The organism is Rugosibacter aromaticivorans, assembly GCF_000934545.1.
GTDB classification, from domain to species: Bacteria; Pseudomonadota; Gammaproteobacteria; order Burkholderiales; family Rhodocyclaceae; genus Rugosibacter; species Rugosibacter aromaticivorans.
In genome coordinates, this window is sequence record NZ_CP010554.1 from 2,066,478 (window position 1) to 2,085,470 (window position 18,993).

Consider the following 18,993-nt stretch of genomic DNA (forward strand, 5'->3'; position numbering starts at 1 on the left):
CTCCTTGTTAACTCGCTCGTTGCTTCAGCATGGGGCCCAAGGGTTCCGGGCCACCCAGAATATGTGCGTGCAAATGATACACCTCCTGTTGCCCCACATAGCCTGTATTGATGATGGTGCGAAAGCCGTCGTTCAGGCCTTGGCCTTTAGCGAGCTCGCCGGCCTTGGCAAGCAGACGCCCCAGGATTTTCTGGTGGCTCATGTCGGCTTCAGCCAGCGAGGCAATGTGTTGTTTTGGCACGATCATAAAATGCACCGGTGCAGCGGGATGAATATCGTGAAAAGCAAAAATCTCATCGTCCTCATAAATTTTTTTTGAGGGAATATCACCGCGAATGATTTTGCAAAAAATGCAGTCACTCATTTTGTATCCCCACGATTTTTTTTCTCGTCGATACCAGAAAGGCCTTCGCGGCGACGAAACTCAGCCACAACATCATCAATACCTACATCAAACTGGGTGAGCAGCACCATGCTGTGAAACCAGAGATCGGTGACTTCATGCACCAGATGCAAACGGTCGCCGTCTTTGGCAGCCATAATTGTTTCAGCCGCTTCCTCCGCGACTTTTTTACAGATCGAATCAACCCCTTTGGCGTACAAACCAGCGACATAGGAGGAATCCGGCGCAGCGGTTTTGCGCGCATACAGAGTTTTTTGCAAACGATGCATCACCTCAAAATCTATCATCTGTATATGTCCTCCGGCGCTTTGAGTACAGGATCAACCGCCTGCCAAACGCCCGACTCAAGACGCTGAAAAAAACAACTCTTGCGCCCGGTATGGCAAGCGATTCCAGAAATTTGTTCCACCTTCAACAACACCACATCGTTATCGCAATCAAGCCGAATTTCTTTGACCCATTGCACATGACCAGACGCTTCGCCTTTGCGCCACAGCCGATTGCGCGAGCGAGACCAATAAATCGCCCGGCCTTCGGCCACCGTAAGAGACAGTGCCTCGCGGTTCATCCAGGCGAGCATCAAAATCTCGCCGCTGGCCGCTTCTTGGGTGATAACCGGCACCAATCCCTGCGCATCCCATGCGACGGCCTCTAGCCAGGAAGTTTCACTCACGGGTGTTTTCACGGGTACATTCATAGCCTCACCTCGACACCCTGTTGCTGCATGTATTCTTTCGCTTCACGCACGGTGTATTCGCCATAATGGAAAATACTCGCCGCCAGCACAGCATCGGCTCGTCCGATAGTAACGCCAGCCGTCAAATGAGCCAAGTTGCCTACGCCGCCACTAGCAATCACCGGAATAGTGACAGCATCGACCACTGCGCGAGTCAATGCTAAATCAAAGCCGGCCTTGGTGCCATCACGATCCATGCTGGTGAGCAAAATTTCACCCGCACCCAGCAACTGCACCTGCCGCGCCCAGTCAATCGCATCCAAACCGACATTCTTGCGCCCGCCGTGGGTAAACACCGTCCACTTGCCGGGGCTCGTCTGCTTGGCATCGATCGCAACCACGATGCATTGCGTACCGACTTTGGCTGCGGCATCAGCCACTAATTGCGGATTATTCACCGCTGCGGTATTCATGCTGACTTTATCTGCGCCGGCGTTAAGCAAACGACGCACATCCGTCACCGCACGCACACCGCCGCCCACGGTGAGGGGAATGAAAACCTGAGAAGCCACTGCCTCGATGATGTGCAAAATAATATCACGCTCATCTGAGCTCGCCGTGATGTCCAGAAAGGTAATTTCGTCTGCGCCCTGCGCGTCATAACGACGGGCAATTTCCACGGGGTCCCCCGCATCGCGTAACGCCACGAAGTTAACCCCTTTCACGACGCGACCGGCATTCACGTCAAGGCAGGGAATGATGCGTTTAGCCAGCATGGCAAGCGGCCCTAGCGACCAGAGAGCGCGTCTGCCTCAGCTTGCGCTGCGCTGAAATCCAGCGTGCCTTCATAAATCGCACGGCCGGTAATTGCCCCCATAATTCCCTCGTCTGCTACCTGACACAGCGCCTGGATGTCTTGCAAGCCGGCAATGCCGCCGCTAGCGATCACCGGAATGGTCAGTGCCTGGGCTAATCTGACAGTCGCTTCGATGTTTACACCGGACAACATGCCATCCCGTCCGATGTCGGTATAGATCACTGCCTCGGCGCCATAGCCTTCAAACTTTTTAGCCAGATCAATCACATCGTGACCGGTCAGCTTGGACCAGCCGTCAACCGCAACCTTGCCATCTTTTGCATCCAGCCCAACAATAATATGCCCGGGGAAGGCACTGCAAGCGTCATGCAGAAAACCAGGATTCTTCACTGCTGCCGTGCCAATGATGATGTAGCTAATACCATCATCAAGACAGCGTTCAATGGTATCCAGATCACGAATGCCACCGCCCAGTTGCACGGGAATTTCATTGCCCACTTCGGCAAGAATCGTCTTGATAGCGGATTCGTTTTTTGGCTTACCGGCAAAAGCGCCATTCAGGTCAACTAGATGCAAGCGGCGCGCGCCTTGCTTGATCCAGTGCCGCGCCATGGCGGCCGGGTCTTCAGAAAACACGGTGGCATCATTCATTTCGCCCTGTTTCAAACGGACACAATGGCCATCTTTCAGATCAATTGCAGGTATGAGCAGCATAAAAATTAAGAGATAAGAAAGTTAACAACACAGCAACGCAGGCACCCGATCAAGGCTGCCAGTGCATGAAATTTTCCAGCAAACGCAAACCAGCCTGGGCGCTTTTTTCCGGATGAAATTGAACAGCAAAGAGGTTATCGCACGCAATGGCGCTGGTAAAGGAGATGCCATGGGTGGTCGACCCAGCAATGCAAGTGGCATCTTGTGGCTCAACGTAATAGCTATGCACAAAATAAAAGCGCGTTTCATCTGCAATGCCGTCCCATAGCGGATGTGGATGCGTTCCAACCTGCTGCACCTGATTCCACCCCATGTGCGGCACTTTAAGACGCGAACCATCGACTGCCACCATGGCTGCTTGCGGAAAACGCGGCACACGACCAGACAAAACGCCAAGACCCATGACATCGCCTTCTTCCGCATGCCCAAAAAGCATTTGCAGCCCAACACAAATACCCAGAAAAGGTTTTTCAGTGGCCGCACGAATCACCGCATCGCGCAGATGCCGCTCCGTGAGCTCACGCATGCAATCGGGCATAGCACCTTGACCCGGCACCACGACGCGATCCGCCGCTGCTATTTCAGCAGCGTTGGCGGTAACGCGCACGGAGGCGCGGGGTGCCACATGTTCAATGGCTTTGGCCACCGACCGCAAATTACCCATGCCGTAATCGACCACTGCAACCGACGTAGCCATCGTGTTCATGCTCGAATCAGAGTGAGCCTTTAGTCGAAGGAATAGCGCCCGCCGCACGCGCATCGGTCTCGATCGCCATGCGCAATGCACGGGCGAAGGCTTTGAACACGGTTTCTGCCTGATGGTGGGCGTTCACACCACTGAGGTTATCGATATGCAGGGAAATGCCCGCGTGATTGACCAGCCCTTGAAAGAACTCATGAATCAGATCGACATCAAATTCACCGATGGCAGCGCGGGTAAAAGGCACGTTAAAAACCAACCCGGGACGGCCAGACAAATCAACCACCACCCGCGACAACGCTTCATCCAGAGGCACATAGGCATGCCCATAGCGGCGCAAGCCTTTTTTATCACCCAAGGCTTTAGCTAACGCCTGGCCGAGGGTAATGCCCACATCTTCTACCGTGTGATGCGCATCAATGTGCAGGTCCCCCACAGCATCGATCATGAGATCAATCATGCCATGCCGTGCAATCTGGTCGAGCATGTGGTCAAAAAAACCCACGCCTGTGGAGAGTTTGGCGACGCCCGTGCCATCAAGATTGATGGCAACATGAATACGGGTTTCCAGGGTATTACGAGAAACGTCAGCTTGCCGCATGGCAGTCTCGGACACGCAGTTGAACAAGAGCAACATGATACCATCGCCGAAGTTTCATTTTCACCCATTATCAACCCTGCCATCAACCCTTATACCCAGGCTAATCTGCAAAATCATGTCCGAATTTTGGAGCGATGTTGTCAAAGGCCTCACGCCTTATGTTCCTGGCGAGCAACCCAGGCTTGCCAATCTGGTCAAGCTCAACACCAACGAAAACCCCTACGGCCCTAGCCCGCGCGTGCTCAAAGCCATTCGCGGCGCGGTGGACGAAGATTTGCGGCTTTATCCAGACCCGAATGCCGAAGCGCTAAAAGAAGCCATTGCCGACCACCACGATGTAACTACTATCAACGTGTTTGTGGGTAATGGCTCTGATGAAATTCTGGCACACGTTTTTTTGGGCTTGCTAAAACACAGCCAACCCGTGCTGTTCCCCGACATCACCTACAGCTTCTACCCCGTGTATTGCGGACTCTATGAGATTGCTTTTAACACCGTACCGCTAGCTGACGATTTTTCCATCCGTATTGCCGACTACGCTCGACCCAATGGTGGCAATATTGGCGGCATTATTTTCCCCAACCCGAATGCGCCCACAGGCCGAGCGATTTCTCTTGCCGAGATAGAGCAGCTTTTGCAGATGCATCCGCATACAGTGATTGTTATCGATGAAGCCTATGTCGATTTTGGCGGCGAGAGTGCCATCCCGCTCACCCATCGCTACCCGAATCTTCTGGTTGTACATACTTTTTCCAAATCACGATCTCTGGCCGGTTTGCGCGTTGGTTTTGCCATTGGCCATGCCGATTTAATTGAAGCACTCGAGCGGGTAAAAAACAGCTTTAATTCCTACCCGCTGGATCGCCTGGCCATAGCCGGTGCCATCGCTGCGCTAGAGGACAAAGCCCATTTTGAAAGAACCCGCAAAGCGGTAATCCACTCACGCGAGGGCTTGGTGTCAGCACTGGACGCACTAGGCTTTGAAGTGCTACCCTCGGTCGCCAACTTTGTCTTTGTACGCCACCCACAACACGACGCCGAAAAGTCAGCGTTAGCATTACGGCAACGCGGCATCGTGGTGCGCCATTTCAAACTGCCACGCATCGAACAATTTCTGCGCATTACCATCGGTACGGATGATCAATGCGCAACGCTAATTAATGCGCTGCGGGAAATACTGGCATAACGCTAAACCAGTTTGATTTCTGGGGTGTCTTGACCATTACCGACACACGAAATATCTCTTGCCAAACCGGGAGGCGTCCATAATAAGACGTTCAACGTTCAAATGGAGCGGCGTGCCGCTTTTGGCACGTCCCGCGCGAACGACTGATGGGGTGCCCCCTTTTGTTGGCGCACGCCATGCGCAGCTGAAGCTGGACGTGGGTGTCAGCACCGATCAACGCCGAGGAGGAAGCCAAAATATGAGTGCTACTACTGTTGCCGACGGGCCGTGGAAGATCATCGAATCGCATCGCCTTTCGCGCACCCAGTTCGAGCGCTGGTTCCAGAACCGCGATGTCCGCCGGGTCATCATGGAAGCCTGTGGCTCCGCTCACCACTGGGCGCGCTAGCTTAACGGCTGGGCATCGAGGTCAAGCTTCTGCCCGCCACCTGCGTTCGTGCCTATGTGAAGCGCAACAAGACCGATCCGCCGATGCCTGCGCCCAGCTGGAAGCGGCACGGGCCACTCAGAGCCCACTATCGATGCCGGATATATGACCGCATGCACTTACCCTAAGCCAGAACTATCGGTCAGTTCTCTTGAGGGGGAGTCCATATAGGCAGGGTTAGGCGAAAACCACAGAGGACCCCTGCCTGAGCTATTCCGGGAAACCTGACCCCGGGATCCGGCCCCGCTTCAATAATATTTTGACCTGTTTTTGACTGCATCAAGCAGCGTGCTTTTCCACCCGCGCGACATACCAATCCGGTACGGGTCGTTGATGTTTTCGTCGATGCACTAGATCCTGGCCAGCGGGGGCTTGAAGGCGTCAAACCGGTGGCAACCGGCCGGCCGGCTTACCATCCCGCATGTCTCCTGAAGATTTACATCTACGGTTACCTCAATCGAGTCCAGCCGGCGGCTTGAGAAGGGAGTCCAGCGCACCGTTGAACCGATGTGGCTGACCGGTCGTCTGATGCCCGACTTCAAGACCATTGCCGATTTTCGCAAAGACAACGGCAAGACCATCCGCAGTGTCTGCCGTCAGTTCATGGTGCTGTGCCAGCGGGTTGGTCTGTTCTCCGCAGCCCTGGTCGCTCTCGACGGCAGCAAGTTCAAGGCCGTCAATAACCGAGACCGGAACTTCACCAGCGCCAGGCTGCAACACCGGATGGAGGCAATTGAGGCTCAACTTGATGCGGCACCGGACAAGCAGATTGCGCTGACTGACCCCGATGCCCGTTCGATGAAGACCCGCGGGGCTGGCATCGTAGGCTACCAGACGGCGGGGATGCGCAGCATCACCTGATGGGGCGCATGAGGTGCCTAATGTCGGAAGCGATCGGGATCAGTCAACCTCGATAGCCAAGCTCGCCCGTGATGCAAGGGAAGTCCAGCCTCCTACGGTAGCTGCAGACCAGGGCTACTTCAAGGGCGAAGGTGCGCACTTCCTGACGAAGACCCTGAAGCGGGTCATTACAGAAATAAGCCTGCACGTCCTCGCCTATCACCTCAAGCGAACAATGAAGATGCTCGGCCCCGGGGTCTTAATGGCGGAGATGAGGGGCTGAGACGCTTGATGTCCCCTTCAATGCGGCCTCGCAGCCCTCGAACGAGAACTTCTCCCCAATCAATACCCTTTGACAGGTCGAAATCGCAGCCACCTTGAAGCCCCAACAACCGCAGGAAGATGCCAGAAAACGGGACAATTTGTAGCACCCATAATCTCTTGCGTTTTTACACACTCTGCGCCGATAGCAGCCATGCACAATTATTTGAGAACTCTGACATCCGCTTGATGTCCGAATAAATAATTAATTCTAGATAGGCTGTTAAGCGATAGTAAGCCATGGCTACAAATAAATGGATTGTGCTAGACTGAAAATATGAAAGCAGGTTTCAAACTTTTGGTGTTGTGGCTAATGCTTATGGCAATCCCTTTCCAGGGCTTTGCAGCAATCACCATGATGTGTTGCGGATCGATATATTCTTCTCATGGTGTGAAGCTGACCGAAATGGCGGATGATATTGCACACCATCACGCGCAAACTGAGTCTTCAGCCCCTCATCATGACGATCAAGACCGTTTGGCCACAGGCGGTTTGAGCGTTTCCACGCACCATCCTCACGGCGAGGATACATCAAAGCGCGTCGCGTTTAAGTGCGGCGCTTGCGCGGCATGTTGCGTTGGGGTTGGTATTACCTCCTCTGCGCAACACTCGTTCGTCGCTTTGACATTTGGTTCGACCCGAATCGCCTTCTATCCTGCTTATTTCTACGGTTTCGTTCCCGAAACCCTGGAGCGACCTCCCTACCGCCTCATCGCCTAGCCCCCGAATGCTGAGAACCATGGCCTAACCGGCCACAAGTTCCCAGTCTTCGGTCTTGATTCTGCCCGACGCTCCTGCGTCCGCGCAGGTTCTCATTCGCTATCCGAAGAGGTTTTCATGAAAAAGTTAAGCGCAGTCGTGCGCGCCACCCGCGTCACCATTGGGATGATTTTCCCCCTCGTGGCATTTGCACAGTCCGGGCCACCGCAACCGCGGCCGGACCCAATGGATGCAAAAGCCTCCGTTCCGCCTTTGCACTACGAATCGGCGCTCGAAACCTATCGTCCGATGGACGAGAAAACCGCCCCTGCCAGGGAATGGCGATCTGCCAATGACCTCGTCGGCAGCACTGGCAGCATGTCCGGCATGCGCAGGGGCGACGAGTCCGGCGAAATGCAGAAAATGAGTCAGGACGCCATGAAGAACATGGATCACGGTGCGATGAAGAACATGAAGGGCATGGATATGGACGGGATGGATATGAAGAAATCCAAGCCCGAAAGTAGCAAGCCCACGAAACAGAAGACGCCACCTCAGCAAGACAGCATGTCCGGCATGGATATGCCCTCTGGCGATCACACCAAACACGGTAAGGAGATGCCATGAACCCGTTCATTGTTTCTTCTGGTTCGCTACGAAAGATCACAGTCTTTGCCTTGTCGACTTTGCTGCTCGGCGGTTGCGCCACTTTCTCTAAAGATGGCGGTTTCGATACCGTGATGCAAATTACCCAGGACCGCACCGGCAAAGCGGTGAAGACAATCCGTTCCGATGACGATGCGGCATCGGTGCAGTCTTCGATAAAAAGTCTGCTCGCCAGGCCGCTCGATGCAGGCGATGCGGTACAAATTGCCTTGCTCAACAATCGCGGCTTGCAGGCGACCTATGCCGAGCTGGGCATCGCTGAGGCGGACCTCGTGCAGGCAGGACGTTTGCACAATCCGGGGTTCACATTCGGACGCACACGTCAGGGCGACGACGTGCTTATCGCGAGGACTTTCACGCTCAACCTGATCAACCTGATCACGGCGCCACTGGCACAAAGAATCGAAGGGCGGCGTTTCGAGCAGGTCAAGCTGCTGGTAGCCAATGAGGCGCTGCGCGTAGCGACCGAAACCCGCAGGGCGTATTTCGAAGCCATCGCCGCCGAACAGGGCATCGCCTACGCCAAGCAGGTCAGTCTTGCCGCTGAGTCCGGTGCCGACCTCGCTCACCAGATGGGTCGTACCGGAAACTGGAGCGCACTGGAGCAGGCACGCGAGCAGGCTTTCTATGCCGAGGCCACGGCTGGCGTAGCGCGTGCGACAAAAGCCTCGGTCATGGCCCGCGAGAAGCTCACACGTCTGATGGGTCTGTGGGGAGACGATATTCACTTTCAGTTGCCGGACAGGTTACCGGCACTTCCAGTTCAGCCGCTCGAACTGGATAACGCCGAAGCATTCGCCTTGCAAAACCGGCTGGATATTCAGGCCGGCAAACTCGAAACGGCCGGACTGGCTGCGTCACTTGGCCTCACCAAAACAACGCGCTTCGTCAACGTCCTTGATCTGGGCTACATACGCAATAACCAGACCGGAATACCTCCGGAGCGCGGCTACGAACTTTCTATAGAGATTCCTCTGTTCGATTGGGGCGGCGCCCGTGTGACGAAGGCGGAGGCGATCTACATGCAGTCGGTCAATCGGCTGGCCGAGAATGCGATCAATGCGCGTTCCGAAGTGCGGGAAAGCTATTTGGGCTACCGCACCGCATATGATCTGGCCAGGCACTACCGCGACAACATCGTGCCGCTGCGCAAGAAAATCTCCGACGAGAATCTGCTGCGCTACAACGGCATGCTGATCGGCGTATTCGAGCTGCTTGCCGATGCGCGTGAGCAGGTCGCCAGCGTCAACGGCTATATCGACGCGCTCAAGGACTACTGGATCGCCGAGACCGATCTGCAAGCTGCCTTGGGCGGCAAGCTCCCCAACAACAACTCCACGAAAGGACAGTGATCATGTCATCACGTCGCGATTTTCTTTCCGCCTCGGGCGCACTGGTCGGCGCTGCACTGGTCAGCCGGGCGCAAGCGGCTTCGATTCCGGAAGCGCCGATGCAGGGCAGTGCCAGCACGCAAGCACCGCTCGCCCCGCCCAACGGCAGGCCCTACCACCCGGTCGTCACATTGAACGGCTGGACGCTGCCGTGGCGCATGAAGAACGGCTGGAAGGAATTCCATCTTATCGCCGAACCGGTCGTGCGCGAAATCGCACCGGGCATGAAAGCCAACCTCTGGGGCTACAACGGTCAAAGCCCCGGCCCGACGATTGAGGTTGTCGAAGGCGACAAGGTGCGCATCTTCGTCACCAACAAATTACCTGAGCACACCAGCATCCATTGGCATGGGCAACGCCTGCCCAATGGCATGGACGGGGTTGCCGGCTTAAATCAGCCTGGCATCAAGCCGGGGCAAACCTATGTCTACGAGTTCGTGGCGAAGCGTCCGGGGACTTTCATGTATCACCCCCACGCCGACGAAATGATGCAAATGGCGATGGGCATGATGGGCTCCTGGGTCACGCATCCGAAAGACCCGACGCTATACCGGGTCGATCGCGATTTCGTGTTCCTGCTCAATGCCTACGACATTGATCCTGGCAGCTTCACGCCCAAGACCAGCACCATGCTCGACTTCAATCTATGGACTTTCAACAGCCGCGCTTTCCCCGGTATCGATCCCATCGTTGCGCGCAAGGGCGACCGCGTGCGCATTCGTATCGGCAACCTGACCATGACCAATCATCCCATCCATCTGCACGGCCACGAGTTCGAGGTCACCGGGACCGATGGCGGCTGGATTCCCAAGACCGCGCGCTGGCCAGAGGTGACAACCGACATCGCTGTCGGCCAGATGCGGGCCATCGAGTTCGATGCGACCGATCTAGGCGACTGGGCCTTCCATTGCCACAAATCGCACCACACCATGAACGCAATGGGCCACACCGTCCCCACCATGGTTGGCGTCGATCAGCGCGAGATCAGCAAAAAGATCAGCCAGCTTGTCCCTGACTACATGGTAATGGGCGACACGGGTGGGTCGATGGGCGAGATGGAAATGCAGATTCCCGACAACACCCTGCCGATGATGACCGGCCAAGGCCCGTTCGGCGGTGTCGAAATGGGCGGCATGTTCACCGTAGTCAAGATTCGCGAAGGGCTCGCGCGCAACGATTACAAGGACCCCGGCTGGTACAAGCATCCGAAAGGCACGGTCGCGTTTCTGGCGCAAGAAGGCGAAGCGCCACCTGCGCCAAGGGCAGCAGCCCAAAAACCCGCAAATGGAGGAAAGGAGGTCATCTTGAACGTCACGCGCGACGGACCGATGAAACACTGACCCCCTCCCATATTTGATGAATCACCGATCCACCACATACGGACTGAGTCCGGTTTAACAGGAGTATTTCCATGAAGAAACTTGCAATGATCACCGCCCTGATATCTCTGGGCCTTACCAGTACAGCCTTCGCCCACGGCGACGAAGAACATGGCAGTAAAGACGCCATGGAGCATCACGAAGATCACGCGGCGGCAATCGGCAAACCGGGTGATGCGGGCAAGGTCAACCGCACCGTTGAAATCACCATGAGCGACACGATGCGTTTCTCGCCATCAAGCATTGCGGCCAAAAGGGGCGAAACAATCCGCTTCGTGCTAAGGAACACCGGAAAAATCAAACACGAGATGGTGCTCGGCTCAATCAAGGAGCTGAAGGAGCACGCCGCCATGATGCAGAAAATGCCGGAGATGGAGCATGCCGACGCCAACATGGCCAGCGTCGAGGCTGGCAAGACGGGGGAATTGATCTGGCAATTTACCAAGTCGGGCAAGTTTGATTTTGCATGTCTTCAACCCGGTCATTTTGAAGCCGGCATGAAAGGCAAGGTTGTCGTCAAGTAAGTCTCTCTCAACAATCGAAAGGAAACTATATGAAAGCAATTCACCTCAAAACACTTACGACCATCGCCGCCGCGATGGTTTTGTCAGCATCGTTCCCGTCTTATGCCGCAGAGGACATGAGCAAGATGGACATGAAGACACCGATGCCTGATGCCTCCGCTGTAACCGAGGGAATGGTCAAGAAAATCGACAAGGACGCCGGCAAGATCACCATCAAACACGGGCCGATCAGCAACCTGCAAATGCCCGGCATGACCATGGTGTTTCATGCCGCCGATCCCGCCATGCTCGATCAGGTAAAGGAAGGCGACAAGGTCAAATTCCATGTTGAAAAAATGAACGGTGCGCTGACCATTACCAATATTGAGGCCACCACCAAGTAAAAGCGATTCATATTTTGTGCAGCCCGGGACGTGATGGCGTGCGTCCGGGCTAGCTTGGTTTCCAGTGCAAATGATGATCTTTAAGCCAACCTCAGTAGTAGTGACGACACGATGAACTTGAACATGTTTGGCCTCATTCTCGTCGGGGTGTTTCTCGGTGTTGCCGGACAGTTATTTCTCAAGGCAGGCACCAATCACGTTGGCAAGTTTGCCTTCCGGCGGGACAACATTCTGCCGATAGGCTGGAAGCTCGCCACCGAACCACGCATCATCACCGGACTGGTCTGCTATGTGATTGGTGTGGCGGTTTGGATCGTAGCCCTGTCGCGCGTGGAGGTCAGTATCGCTTACCCGATGGTTTCCATCGGCTACGTAGTTAACGCAGTGGCAGCATGGTATCTGTTCGGCGAAGCCGTTACGCGATCACAACTTGTCGGCATCGGGTTCATCACAATAGGTTGCTATATCTTGGCGCAGAGCTAATTGTGCGCCTCCCCATTTATCGATACCAACCAATCAATAGCAGCCGTCTGACCAACAATTTCTACTCTAACCAGCACGCTGTGTCGTACATCGAGCGCCAATACCTAAAGAGGAGCTAAATTTGAAATCCGTAACAGTCATCGTTCCCGCGTATAACGCCCGGGACACCATCGGCGCCTGCATCGAGAGCCTTCTCGGTCAGATGCACAGGCCCGATGAGCTGATTATCGTCGACGATTGCAGCCGCGACGACACCGCACAGGTTGCGATGATGTACGGCGTCAAGGTAATCAAGCTGGAAAGTAACTCAGGGCCGGGCGTCGCGCGCAACATCGGCGCAGCGGCGGCGGCAGGCGAAATTCTGGCGTTCACCGACGCCGACTGCGTGGCGCCTCCCGACTGGCTGGAGCGGATCGTTGCGGCGCTCGATGCACCCGGTGTCGTTGCGGTCACAGGCGGCTATGCGGGGGTTGTCAAGGACGGCTTTTTAACGCGGCTGCAGCATCTGGTCATTCGTCAGCGGCAGTTGGCCCTTCCACCGGAGATCAACTCGACCATCACGTCGAATTTTGCATGTCTGAAAAGCGCGTTCGAATCCGTAGGCGGCTTTCCTCTTTATTACCTTAAGCGTGATCCCGTGAAGCCAATCTGGGGGAACGAGGACGAGGAACTCGGCTTTTTGCTCACGCGCGCGGGCGGCAAAATCCGGTGGATGTCGGATGTCGGCGTTCTGCATTTGTTCCGTCTCAGCTTGACTGGCTACCTGCGCCAGCAGCGGTTTTATGCCGAAAGAATCATCATGAGCCATTTCCGTTTTCCGGAAATGACCAAGAGCCGCACCAACTATAGTCGGCTAAACGGCGCACTTCACCTTGGATCCGTTCTTGGCGTCAATCTGGGCATGCTCACCTTTTTGGCCTGCCTGGTGGAGCTTTGGGAGGCGCTTTGTGCGGTCAGTTCTTTACTCTGGATTGCGACACCGGCGTATCTGATATTACCGGCTCCAACCCTGTTCGCCTTTCGGCGACAGGGCCAGACCAAGACCTTTATTGCGAAAGCCTACATTGTTTCGCTGCTTGTCGATATGGCGTGGCTGTCGGGCGCGGTATCGGGTATGGTTTTATCTCTTGGAGGCTTCAAAAATGGGAGTCGGTAATCTAGTGCCGCATCTGCCGCGGCTGATCAATAAAAGCGGGCTGCCGCTGCATCTGACATTCTTCGTTACGGCCCGCTGTAATGCTGTATGCAAGCACTGTTTCTACCATGACAGCCTCAACAAGGGGCAGACAGACCTGACGCTTGAGGAGCTCGACAAGATCGCCTCCTCGATGAAGCGGGCATTATGGATCGCGTTCACCGGTGGTGAACCGTTCTTGCGCAAGGACCTGCCCGAATTCGCAAAAATCCTGCACGACCGGCTAAGCCCGGTCACACTGTCGATCAATACCAACGGCATCCAGACGGACGATATCGTTGACTCCGCCGAACGGCTGGTGAAGAACTGCCCGAACACGTTTGTCAGTATTCTCTGTTCGCTGGACGGATTGCAGGAAACACACGACCGCATTCGCGGTGTATCGAGAAACTTCGTGCGCACAGTCGAAACGTTCCGCCAGCTCAAGCAGCTGCGCGCGCGCTTGCCCAACATGGGTGTAGGCATCTCGACGTGCTTCTGCGCCTGGAACCAGGACGAGATGGACGAGATGTACGACTATGTTGTAAACGACCTCGTGCCGGACAACTGGGATCTGTCGTTCGTGCGCGGCAAGCCGATGGAGCCGGCCATCGGGGTGGCTGACGTGGCCAAGTACCGGCGGATCAAGGCAAAGCTGGAGCATGCGTTCGCGACGGGCAAGCTCAATTACTACGAGAACATGCCGCTGGCGCGGTTCGTGCATGCGAAGGAGCGCCTGTCGACCAAGACGGTGCTCAAGACCATCGACATGGGACAGTTCCAGGTTCCCTGTTATGCCGGGGCGCTGTCAGCGGTGATCTCCGAAGAGGGTGACGTCTATGCGTGCGAGATGCTGAGCAACAAGATCGGCAACCTGCGCGAGGCCGGCTACGACATGGCGAAGCTTTGGGAGGGCGAGCGGGCGCGGTCAATGCGATCGTTCATCGGCGACACGAAATGCTTTTGCACCCACGAGTGCAACATGTCGATCAATCTGCTCTTCAATCCCGCTGTGTACCTGAAGATCGTCAAGGAAATGGTCAGTGAGATGATCGCGCCCGGCAATCCCGAGGGCATCGGGCCCGACTTGACGGGCGCCGCCAAAGCCGGCGGTGCGAAGATCGCACCGATGACGCGACACATCCCGATCCTCCCCGGGGATCCCAATTAGGGAAAGCATTCCCTTGAGGAACGTCTGAACAAGTAGCTGCTATTCGAGGCGATGACTACATTGACGGACCAGGATCGCGAAATGAGGTCGAAGCGGCAGGCAATCGCGCCGTTTTTGCTGCCGCGGAAGGCGATTTTCCATTCACTGGGCACACATCAGGCCCACATCAGGCGATTTGCAAGGGACTCAAAAAATCATAATGAAGACAAATTTGAATACCTATCAGCAATCTAAACCCTACCGTCGAGTAGTAGCTGACATCCTGGCAGGAACCGACCTAAAAACCGTTCTCGACACAGGCGCCGGTGGCGGTTATTTGCGGTCTGCGCTGGCCCCGTCCATCGAGATGGACGGCGTGGATAAGCAAGCGAATCTCCTCCCGGGATATCTAAACTGTTGGCCCGTCGATTTGGACGAAGGGCTGCCAGACTGGCTGCCATGCTACGACGCGATCATCTGTTGCGAGGTTATTTCCTATCTCTCAAACCCACTAAATTTTCTAAAAAGCGCGCTGAGGCATCTTGTGCCGGAAGGGATGATTGTCATCAGCACTCCAAGCGTTTGGTATCCCGAATCCCGACTCTTCTACTTGCTAAAAGGATACTTTCCCTCAGTTCGCAGTGTGACAGTTTCCGGACTTGGATCGCCGCATTACGTTGTGCCTTATTCCTTCCCGCAACTTTATTCACTGTTGATACGGAGTGGGTTCAAGTGCGTGCGTTTCCATGGGGTGGACAGAGGACCCAAAAGGATCTACGAATGGCCATTGGGATTGCCGCACTGGCTGTACTGCAAGTTTAAGGAAAATCGGGCGACTGAGTGTGAAGAGAAATCCTTTTGGCACCAAGCCGGTTCGGTGAGCGCGATCTATGGCCGCCGGATGGTCGTAACGGCTGTGGCCCCGAAAGAAGCAGTTTCAAAGGGTTTCCAGTGTTAAGTGACGAGATAAACAGCGACGGTCACAACGTTAACGATCTGAACGATATGCTGTCCGGGTTGCGTGTCATGTTACCAAGCGCCCAGTTGTTAACCGCGTTTCTGCTCACTTTGCCGTTCAATATGGGGTTCGCCCAAGTCGTGCAGTCGCAAAAATGGACTTTCTTGGCGACCTTCCTTTGCTCGCTCACCAGCTTGGTTATGTTAAGCGCGCCGGCAATCCAGCATCGCCTGATGCGACCTTTGCAGAATCGCGTGAAATTCAAGCAGTTCGCGACCCGCGAAATTTTAATCGGGTCGCTAATGCTGTCACTGGCGCTGATCCTCGGTACTCATTTGGTGACGGCTGAAGTGTTCGGCGACCCGGTGGACAACATCTTGACTGCATTCGTCGCATCACTAATCGTTGTGCTTTGGTGGCTTCTCCCTACAATACTCAAAGCTCAGCAGCGAATGTGACCGAATGAGATTAGGATGTGCCATATGCATCCATGAAGCGCATGGTGCGCAAGATGCCATTACGAATGGTTACAGATCAAACATAGCCTTTAATCGGTTCTCTGCCAATGCAAAATGATCTTTCCAAACGGACGCTGCTTGTCCTTCTGCTGTTAGCTATAGTCGCCTGGTTTGGCACGCTCGACTATCGCAAATTAATCAAGACCGACGAAGGCCGGTACGCGGAAATCTCCCGCGAAATGGTGGTAAGCGGCAATTGGCTCACCCCGCGGCTAAACGGCATCAAGTATTTCGAGAAACCCTCCCTCCAGTATTGGGCAACTGCCGCAGCATTCAAAACCTTCGGCTTTCACGAATGGACAGCACGGCTGTGGACGGCGCTTACCGGGTTTCTGACGGTGCTGGTGGTCTGGTGGTCGGGGCGAAAATTGTTTGGCGAGTCCGCTGGGCTCTACGGGGCCATGGTGCTGATCAGCAATCTGTATTTCGTTGGCATGGGCCACTTCAATGCGCTGGACATGGGGCTCACCCTGTTCACCACGCTAGCTCTTGCCGGCTTTTGTTTCGCGCAGCGCGATGGCGCCACGCAGCAGGAACAAAAACTGGGCATGCTCCTCACCTGGGCAGCCATGGCTTTCGCCGTATTGAGCAAGGGGTTGATCGGCATCGTGCTGCCGGGCGTAACGCTGATATTGTATTCACTCTTCGCGCGCGATTGGGCGCCTTGGCGCAGGTTGTCCCTTATTCCGGGCACGCTGATTTTTCTCGCCATTGCTGCCCCATGGTTCGTCGCCGTTTCCATGGTTAATCCGGAATTTCCCCGGTTCTTTTTTATCCAGGAGCATTTTCTGCGCTACGCCACTGATGAGGGGCGCAGGGAAGGTCCAGTCTATTACTTTATATCGATTCTGCTGATCGGGATGTTGCCGTGGCTGCTAGTAATGCTGGATACCTTGTGGCGCACTGCAAAAGAAAGAAGCAAGCTGGATCGACCCGCACTGATTCTTCTGATCTGGACGATATTCGTTTTCATTTTCTTCAGCATCTCGAGATCGAAACTGCCTTCGTATATCTTGCCCATATTTCCGGCGTTGGCGCTGCTGATGGGAAGGCATCTGGCTGCGCTGAGCGCAAGCGAACTCAAGGCACGCACCATGCCGGTGGGTCTGATAATGCTTGCGGGTTTATTCTTTATCGCGAAAGCGGCAGATGATGTCCGCGACCCCATCTCTCACCCGCTTTACCAGCAGTACGAATATTGGCTTTATGCGGCCACGGCGGTCGCGCTTTTCGGCGTTATTTATTGTCTGTACCAGGCTGGCAAAGACCGCAAGCTAGCCGCGCTGATCGGCTTTTCCGTCAGCGGGCTTATCGCCAGTCTAATTACATTGAACGGCCACAACACTTTAGCCCCAACCCAGTCGTCTTACGACATCGCGCAAAAAGTCCGTCCCCTGCTGACGCCGGATGTTCCGTTCTACAGTGTCCGAACCTACGATCAAACGCTGCCGTTTTATCTCAACCGCACCCTGACGCTGGTGGATTACCGAGATGAATTTGATTATGGCCTGAAGCAGCAACCGGAATTGGCGATTCATAGCATGGATGACTTTCACTTGCGTTGGACAGCGGATAAACAAGCTTTCGCGCTGATGACCCCACCGGAGCATGAAACATTGCGCAGCCAGGGCCTCCCGATGGAAGTAGTGCTCAACGATGGCAAACGGGTGATCGTGAGAAAAGCGGATGCAGGCAGATGAATGCAGTAAGTTGGCTCTGGTGAAATTCGTGTGGGGACAAAAGGTTCAGGGGATAGCGATGAGACACGCCAACCCCTAGGTCTAAGTCTTTATCCCAAAATTTATTTATGTCTCGTGGGCAGTGTCACGAAAAGAACTTGCCGCCGTTGAACCGCTGCTCTTGCAGCGCAGTCAAAGTTATGCTTACCGCTGCTGATAGGTTAGATAATCGTCAGGCGCTAGTCGTGGTGTCAAAGCTTATCTCAAAACCACAATTATCGCACGGAGTGACAAGGAGAATGACATGGAAGGCATCAAGAACATTCACTGGTTGGCGACGAGTGGCAATAAAAAACCTCTGATGAGAATAGTTCCTGGGAAACTGCACTGCGCTTACGCAGCCAGAAAATACAACTCATCGCTTCGAATATCGCGAATGCCGATGTGCATCATATGCGCATCGGCATGAGGATTCCAGAAAAATTCAGATATGCACCAATGGCTGATTTTCGGCGCAGATCAGACCATCAACAGCCCGAGACATCTTGCAAAATCAGCCCCCAAGGGTACTTCCTGCGGGGCGCGCTGGTAGGATGACGGCATCTGGCGACTACACCGATCAAAGTCCCGCGTGGGTTGCCCAGAATTTCGCGGGAGTCACGATGGGGTAGCGATCAGCGATTTCCAGCAAGCCTTTATCTCCAGTGATGAGATAGTCAGCGCTCGATGTTTTTAGGGCCGATAGCAAAGTGTCGAGCACTGGCTGGTCATCAACATCACGCAAATCCGGTTCTACGCCGGGCAGCGGCTCAATGACTTCGGCTTGTATGGAAAGTGCATCGACCAAATCGTCAATCTCCGCCACGGTTTAACGCTGTTTGGTTGATGGGCGCGCACGCTTGCGTTCAAGCGCAGTAGCCGCTTCAATTTCAGCCAACCCTTCCGCCTCTGGCACGGTTGCAAAGCCCGCTTCTATGCGTTGGCACAGCGCGTCGAAGCGACTCTGCATGCGCCGAATGCGTCAAACAACCGTGCGTCAACCAGCGCAGCTACTGGCTTGCCGTCTTTGTTGATGACTACGCTGTCGTGCCGATATTGCACTTGATTAAGCATTTCGCCAAGTTCTGCCTAAAGCTGACTGCACTGGTTTCAGTAATCATGATGCCCTCATTGATACGACCATGTTGATCATTATGACTTGATGGAAACTGGTGGTCAACGCTATTCCCCGTGGCAGTAAAGCAGCCAAAGGCATCGTGCAAAAAGTCGGCGCTGGTGGAACGGCGGCAACGCCTCTTGCACG

Annotated in this window: 23 protein-coding genes and 2 pseudogenes; 15 read left to right on the forward strand and 10 right to left on the reverse strand. The window is 54.9% G+C overall.

The window, feature by feature from the left end:
• Window positions 1-7 precede the first annotated feature (7 nt).
• Genes PG1C_RS10320 through hisB form a run of 7 tightly spaced genes read right to left on the reverse strand, consistent with a single transcriptional unit; the run spans window position 8 to window position 3,911 of the window.
• On the reverse strand, window positions 8-364 hold the full coding sequence (locus PG1C_RS10320; protein ID WP_202634702.1) for a histidine triad nucleotide-binding protein: 357 nt from the start codon (window positions 362-364) through the stop codon (window positions 8-10).
• On the reverse strand, window positions 361-690 hold the full coding sequence (locus tag PG1C_RS10325; RefSeq protein WP_202634703.1) for a phosphoribosyl-ATP diphosphatase: 330 nt from the start codon (window positions 688-690) through the stop codon (window positions 361-363). The genes PG1C_RS10320 and PG1C_RS10325 overlap by 4 nt, the downstream gene beginning before the upstream one ends.
• Window positions 687-1,100, reverse strand: coding sequence for a phosphoribosyl-AMP cyclohydrolase (hisI, locus tag PG1C_RS10330; protein ID WP_202634704.1), 414 nt, complete (start codon window positions 1,098-1,100; stop codon window positions 687-689). The genes PG1C_RS10325 and hisI overlap by 4 nt, the downstream gene beginning before the upstream one ends.
• Window positions 1,097-1,855 carry an imidazole glycerol phosphate synthase subunit HisF gene (gene hisF / locus PG1C_RS10335; protein WP_202634705.1) on the reverse strand — a complete coding sequence of 253 codons (759 nt, stop codon included), beginning with the start codon at window positions 1,853-1,855 and terminating at the stop codon, window positions 1,097-1,099. Before hisF ends, hisI begins: the two co-directional genes overlap by 4 nt.
• Before the next feature lie 11 nt (window positions 1,856-1,866).
• Window positions 1,867-2,610: a 1-(5-phosphoribosyl)-5-[(5-phosphoribosylamino)methylideneamino]imidazole-4-carboxamide isomerase gene (hisA, locus tag PG1C_RS10340; RefSeq protein WP_202634706.1), complete on the reverse strand. Its 744-nt coding sequence runs from the start codon at window positions 2,608-2,610 to the stop codon at window positions 1,867-1,869.
• Between the two features lie 49 nt (window positions 2,611-2,659).
• Entirely contained in the window at window positions 2,660-3,307 is a 648-nt protein-coding gene (hisH, locus tag PG1C_RS10345) for an imidazole glycerol phosphate synthase subunit HisH (protein ID WP_202637023.1), read from the reverse strand.
• A 16-nt stretch (window positions 3,308-3,323) separates the two neighbouring features.
• The gene (hisB, locus tag PG1C_RS10350; protein WP_202637024.1) at window positions 3,324-3,911 is read right to left on the reverse strand and encodes an imidazoleglycerol-phosphate dehydratase HisB; all 588 of its coding nucleotides are present in this window, start codon (window positions 3,909-3,911) and stop codon (window positions 3,324-3,326) included.
• Between the two features lie 115 nt (window positions 3,912-4,026).
• Here hisB and hisC point away from each other — a divergent pair, with 115 nt between their 5' ends.
• The 15 genes and pseudogenes from hisC to PG1C_RS10425 all read left to right on the forward strand — a co-directional run bounded on the left by hisC (window position 4,027) and on the right by PG1C_RS10425 (window position 17,711).
• Entirely contained in the window at window positions 4,027-5,097 is a 1,071-nt protein-coding gene (hisC, locus tag PG1C_RS10355; protein ID WP_202634707.1) for a histidinol-phosphate transaminase, read from the forward strand.
• A 238-nt stretch (window positions 5,098-5,335) separates the two neighbouring features.
• Window positions 5,336-5,485, forward strand: a complete 150-nt coding sequence (locus PG1C_RS15050) for a hypothetical protein (protein ID WP_414629197.1) — start codon at window positions 5,336-5,338, stop codon at window positions 5,483-5,485.
• Between the two features lie 350 nt (window positions 5,486-5,835).
• Window positions 5,836-6,515: pseudogene (locus PG1C_RS10365) on the forward strand (transposase); the annotation flags it as partial.
• 447 nt (window positions 6,516-6,962) lie between these two features.
• On the forward strand, window positions 6,963-7,406 hold the full coding sequence (locus PG1C_RS10370) for a hypothetical protein (protein ID WP_202634708.1): 444 nt from the start codon (window positions 6,963-6,965) through the stop codon (window positions 7,404-7,406).
• Between the two features lie 117 nt (window positions 7,407-7,523).
• On the forward strand, window positions 7,524-8,012 hold the full coding sequence (locus PG1C_RS10375; protein WP_202634709.1) for a hypothetical protein: 489 nt from the start codon (window positions 7,524-7,526) through the stop codon (window positions 8,010-8,012).
• Window positions 8,009-9,403, forward strand: coding sequence for a TolC family protein (locus PG1C_RS10380; RefSeq protein WP_202634710.1), 1,395 nt, complete (start codon window positions 8,009-8,011; stop codon window positions 9,401-9,403). Before PG1C_RS10375 ends, PG1C_RS10380 begins: the two co-directional genes overlap by 4 nt.
• 2 nt (window positions 9,404-9,405) lie before the next feature.
• Window positions 9,406-10,782: a multicopper oxidase family protein gene (locus PG1C_RS10385; protein ID WP_202634711.1), complete on the forward strand. Its 1,377-nt coding sequence runs from the start codon at window positions 9,406-9,408 to the stop codon at window positions 10,780-10,782.
• A gap of 71 nt (window positions 10,783-10,853) precedes the next feature.
• Window positions 10,854-11,345, forward strand: a complete 492-nt coding sequence (locus tag PG1C_RS10390; protein WP_237218151.1) for a cupredoxin domain-containing protein — start codon at window positions 10,854-10,856, stop codon at window positions 11,343-11,345.
• 29 nt (window positions 11,346-11,374) lie between these two features.
• Window positions 11,375-11,728: a copper-binding protein gene (locus tag PG1C_RS10395; protein ID WP_237218152.1), complete on the forward strand. Its 354-nt coding sequence runs from the start codon at window positions 11,375-11,377 to the stop codon at window positions 11,726-11,728.
• 123 nt (window positions 11,729-11,851) lie between these two features.
• Complete coding sequence (locus PG1C_RS10400; protein WP_237218153.1) at window positions 11,852-12,211, forward strand: SMR family transporter; 360 nt, start codon at window positions 11,852-11,854, stop codon at window positions 12,209-12,211.
• A gap of 121 nt (window positions 12,212-12,332) precedes the next feature.
• Window positions 12,333-13,367 carry a glycosyltransferase family 2 protein gene (locus PG1C_RS10405; protein WP_202634713.1) on the forward strand — a complete coding sequence of 345 codons (1,035 nt, stop codon included), beginning with the start codon at window positions 12,333-12,335 and terminating at the stop codon, window positions 13,365-13,367.
• Window positions 13,354-14,556, forward strand: coding sequence for a radical SAM protein (locus tag PG1C_RS10410; RefSeq protein ID WP_202634714.1), 1,203 nt, complete (start codon window positions 13,354-13,356; stop codon window positions 14,554-14,556). The genes PG1C_RS10405 and PG1C_RS10410 overlap by 14 nt, the downstream gene beginning before the upstream one ends.
• A gap of 211 nt (window positions 14,557-14,767) precedes the next feature.
• Window positions 14,768-15,493, forward strand: a complete 726-nt coding sequence (locus PG1C_RS10415) for a class I SAM-dependent methyltransferase (protein ID WP_202634715.1) — start codon at window positions 14,768-14,770, stop codon at window positions 15,491-15,493.
• On the forward strand, window positions 15,487-15,951 hold the full coding sequence (locus PG1C_RS10420; protein WP_202634716.1) for a DUF6328 family protein: 465 nt from the start codon (window positions 15,487-15,489) through the stop codon (window positions 15,949-15,951). Before PG1C_RS10415 ends, PG1C_RS10420 begins: the two co-directional genes overlap by 7 nt.
• 107 nt (window positions 15,952-16,058) lie before the next feature.
• Complete coding sequence (locus PG1C_RS10425) at window positions 16,059-17,711, forward strand: ArnT family glycosyltransferase (protein ID WP_202634717.1); 1,653 nt, start codon at window positions 16,059-16,061, stop codon at window positions 17,709-17,711.
• Between the two features lie 598 nt (window positions 17,712-18,309).
• On the opposite strand, the gene PG1C_RS10430 is transcribed toward PG1C_RS10425, so the two are convergent.
• From PG1C_RS10430 to PG1C_RS15055, 3 genes and pseudogenes are all read right to left on the reverse strand, one after another.
• Entirely contained in the window at window positions 18,310-18,555 is a 246-nt protein-coding gene (locus PG1C_RS10430; RefSeq protein WP_202634718.1) for a PIN domain-containing protein, read from the reverse strand.
• A gap of 3 nt (window positions 18,556-18,558) precedes the next feature.
• Complete coding sequence (locus PG1C_RS14625; protein ID WP_237218360.1) at window positions 18,559-18,699, reverse strand: hypothetical protein; 141 nt, start codon at window positions 18,697-18,699, stop codon at window positions 18,559-18,561.
• Window positions 18,663-18,806 (reverse strand): annotated as a pseudogene (locus tag PG1C_RS15055) (type II toxin-antitoxin system prevent-host-death family antitoxin); the annotation flags it as partial. The pseudogene PG1C_RS15055 and the gene PG1C_RS14625, both read right to left, overlap by 37 nt.
• Window positions 18,807-18,993 lie beyond the last annotated feature (187 nt).

Coding starts and splice junctions, on each gene's coding strand:
- PG1C_RS10320 (WP_202634702.1), bottom strand. CDS start 364: ATGAGTGACTGCATTTTTTGCAAAATCATTCGCGGTGATATTCCCTCA.
- PG1C_RS10325 (WP_202634703.1), bottom strand. CDS start 690: ATGATAGATTTTGAGGTGATGCATCGTTTGCAAAAAACTCTGTATGCG.
- hisI (WP_202634704.1), bottom strand. CDS start 1,100: ATGAATGTACCCGTGAAAACACCCGTGAGTGAAACTTCCTGGCTAGAG.
- hisF (WP_202634705.1), bottom strand. CDS start 1,855: ATGCTGGCTAAACGCATCATTCCCTGCCTTGACGTGAATGCCGGTCGC.
- hisA (WP_202634706.1), bottom strand. CDS start 2,610: ATGCTGCTCATACCTGCAATTGATCTGAAAGATGGCCATTGTGTCCGT.
- hisH (WP_202637023.1), bottom strand. CDS start 3,307: ATGGCTACGTCGGTTGCAGTGGTCGATTACGGCATGGGTAATTTGCGG.
- hisB (WP_202637024.1), bottom strand. CDS start 3,911: ATGCGGCAAGCTGACGTTTCTCGTAATACCCTGGAAACCCGTATTCAT.
- hisC (WP_202634707.1), top strand. CDS start 4,027: ATGTCCGAATTTTGGAGCGATGTTGTCAAAGGCCTCACGCCTTATGTT.
- PG1C_RS15050 (WP_414629197.1), top strand. CDS start 5,336: ATGAGTGCTACTACTGTTGCCGACGGGCCGTGGAAGATCATCGAATCG.
- PG1C_RS10370 (WP_202634708.1), top strand. CDS start 6,963: ATGAAAGCAGGTTTCAAACTTTTGGTGTTGTGGCTAATGCTTATGGCA.
- PG1C_RS10375 (WP_202634709.1), top strand. CDS start 7,524: ATGAAAAAGTTAAGCGCAGTCGTGCGCGCCACCCGCGTCACCATTGGG.
- PG1C_RS10380 (WP_202634710.1), top strand. CDS start 8,009: ATGAACCCGTTCATTGTTTCTTCTGGTTCGCTACGAAAGATCACAGTC.
- PG1C_RS10385 (WP_202634711.1), top strand. CDS start 9,406: ATGTCATCACGTCGCGATTTTCTTTCCGCCTCGGGCGCACTGGTCGGC.
- PG1C_RS10390 (WP_237218151.1), top strand. CDS start 10,854: ATGAAGAAACTTGCAATGATCACCGCCCTGATATCTCTGGGCCTTACC.
- PG1C_RS10395 (WP_237218152.1), top strand. CDS start 11,375: ATGAAAGCAATTCACCTCAAAACACTTACGACCATCGCCGCCGCGATG.
- PG1C_RS10400 (WP_237218153.1), top strand. CDS start 11,852: ATGTTTGGCCTCATTCTCGTCGGGGTGTTTCTCGGTGTTGCCGGACAG.
- PG1C_RS10410 (WP_202634714.1), top strand. CDS start 13,354: ATGGGAGTCGGTAATCTAGTGCCGCATCTGCCGCGGCTGATCAATAAA.
- PG1C_RS10425 (WP_202634717.1), top strand. CDS start 16,059: ATGCAAAATGATCTTTCCAAACGGACGCTGCTTGTCCTTCTGCTGTTA.
- PG1C_RS14625 (WP_237218360.1), bottom strand. CDS start 18,699: ATGCAGAGTCGCTTCGACGCGCTGTGCCAACGCATAGAAGCGGGCTTT.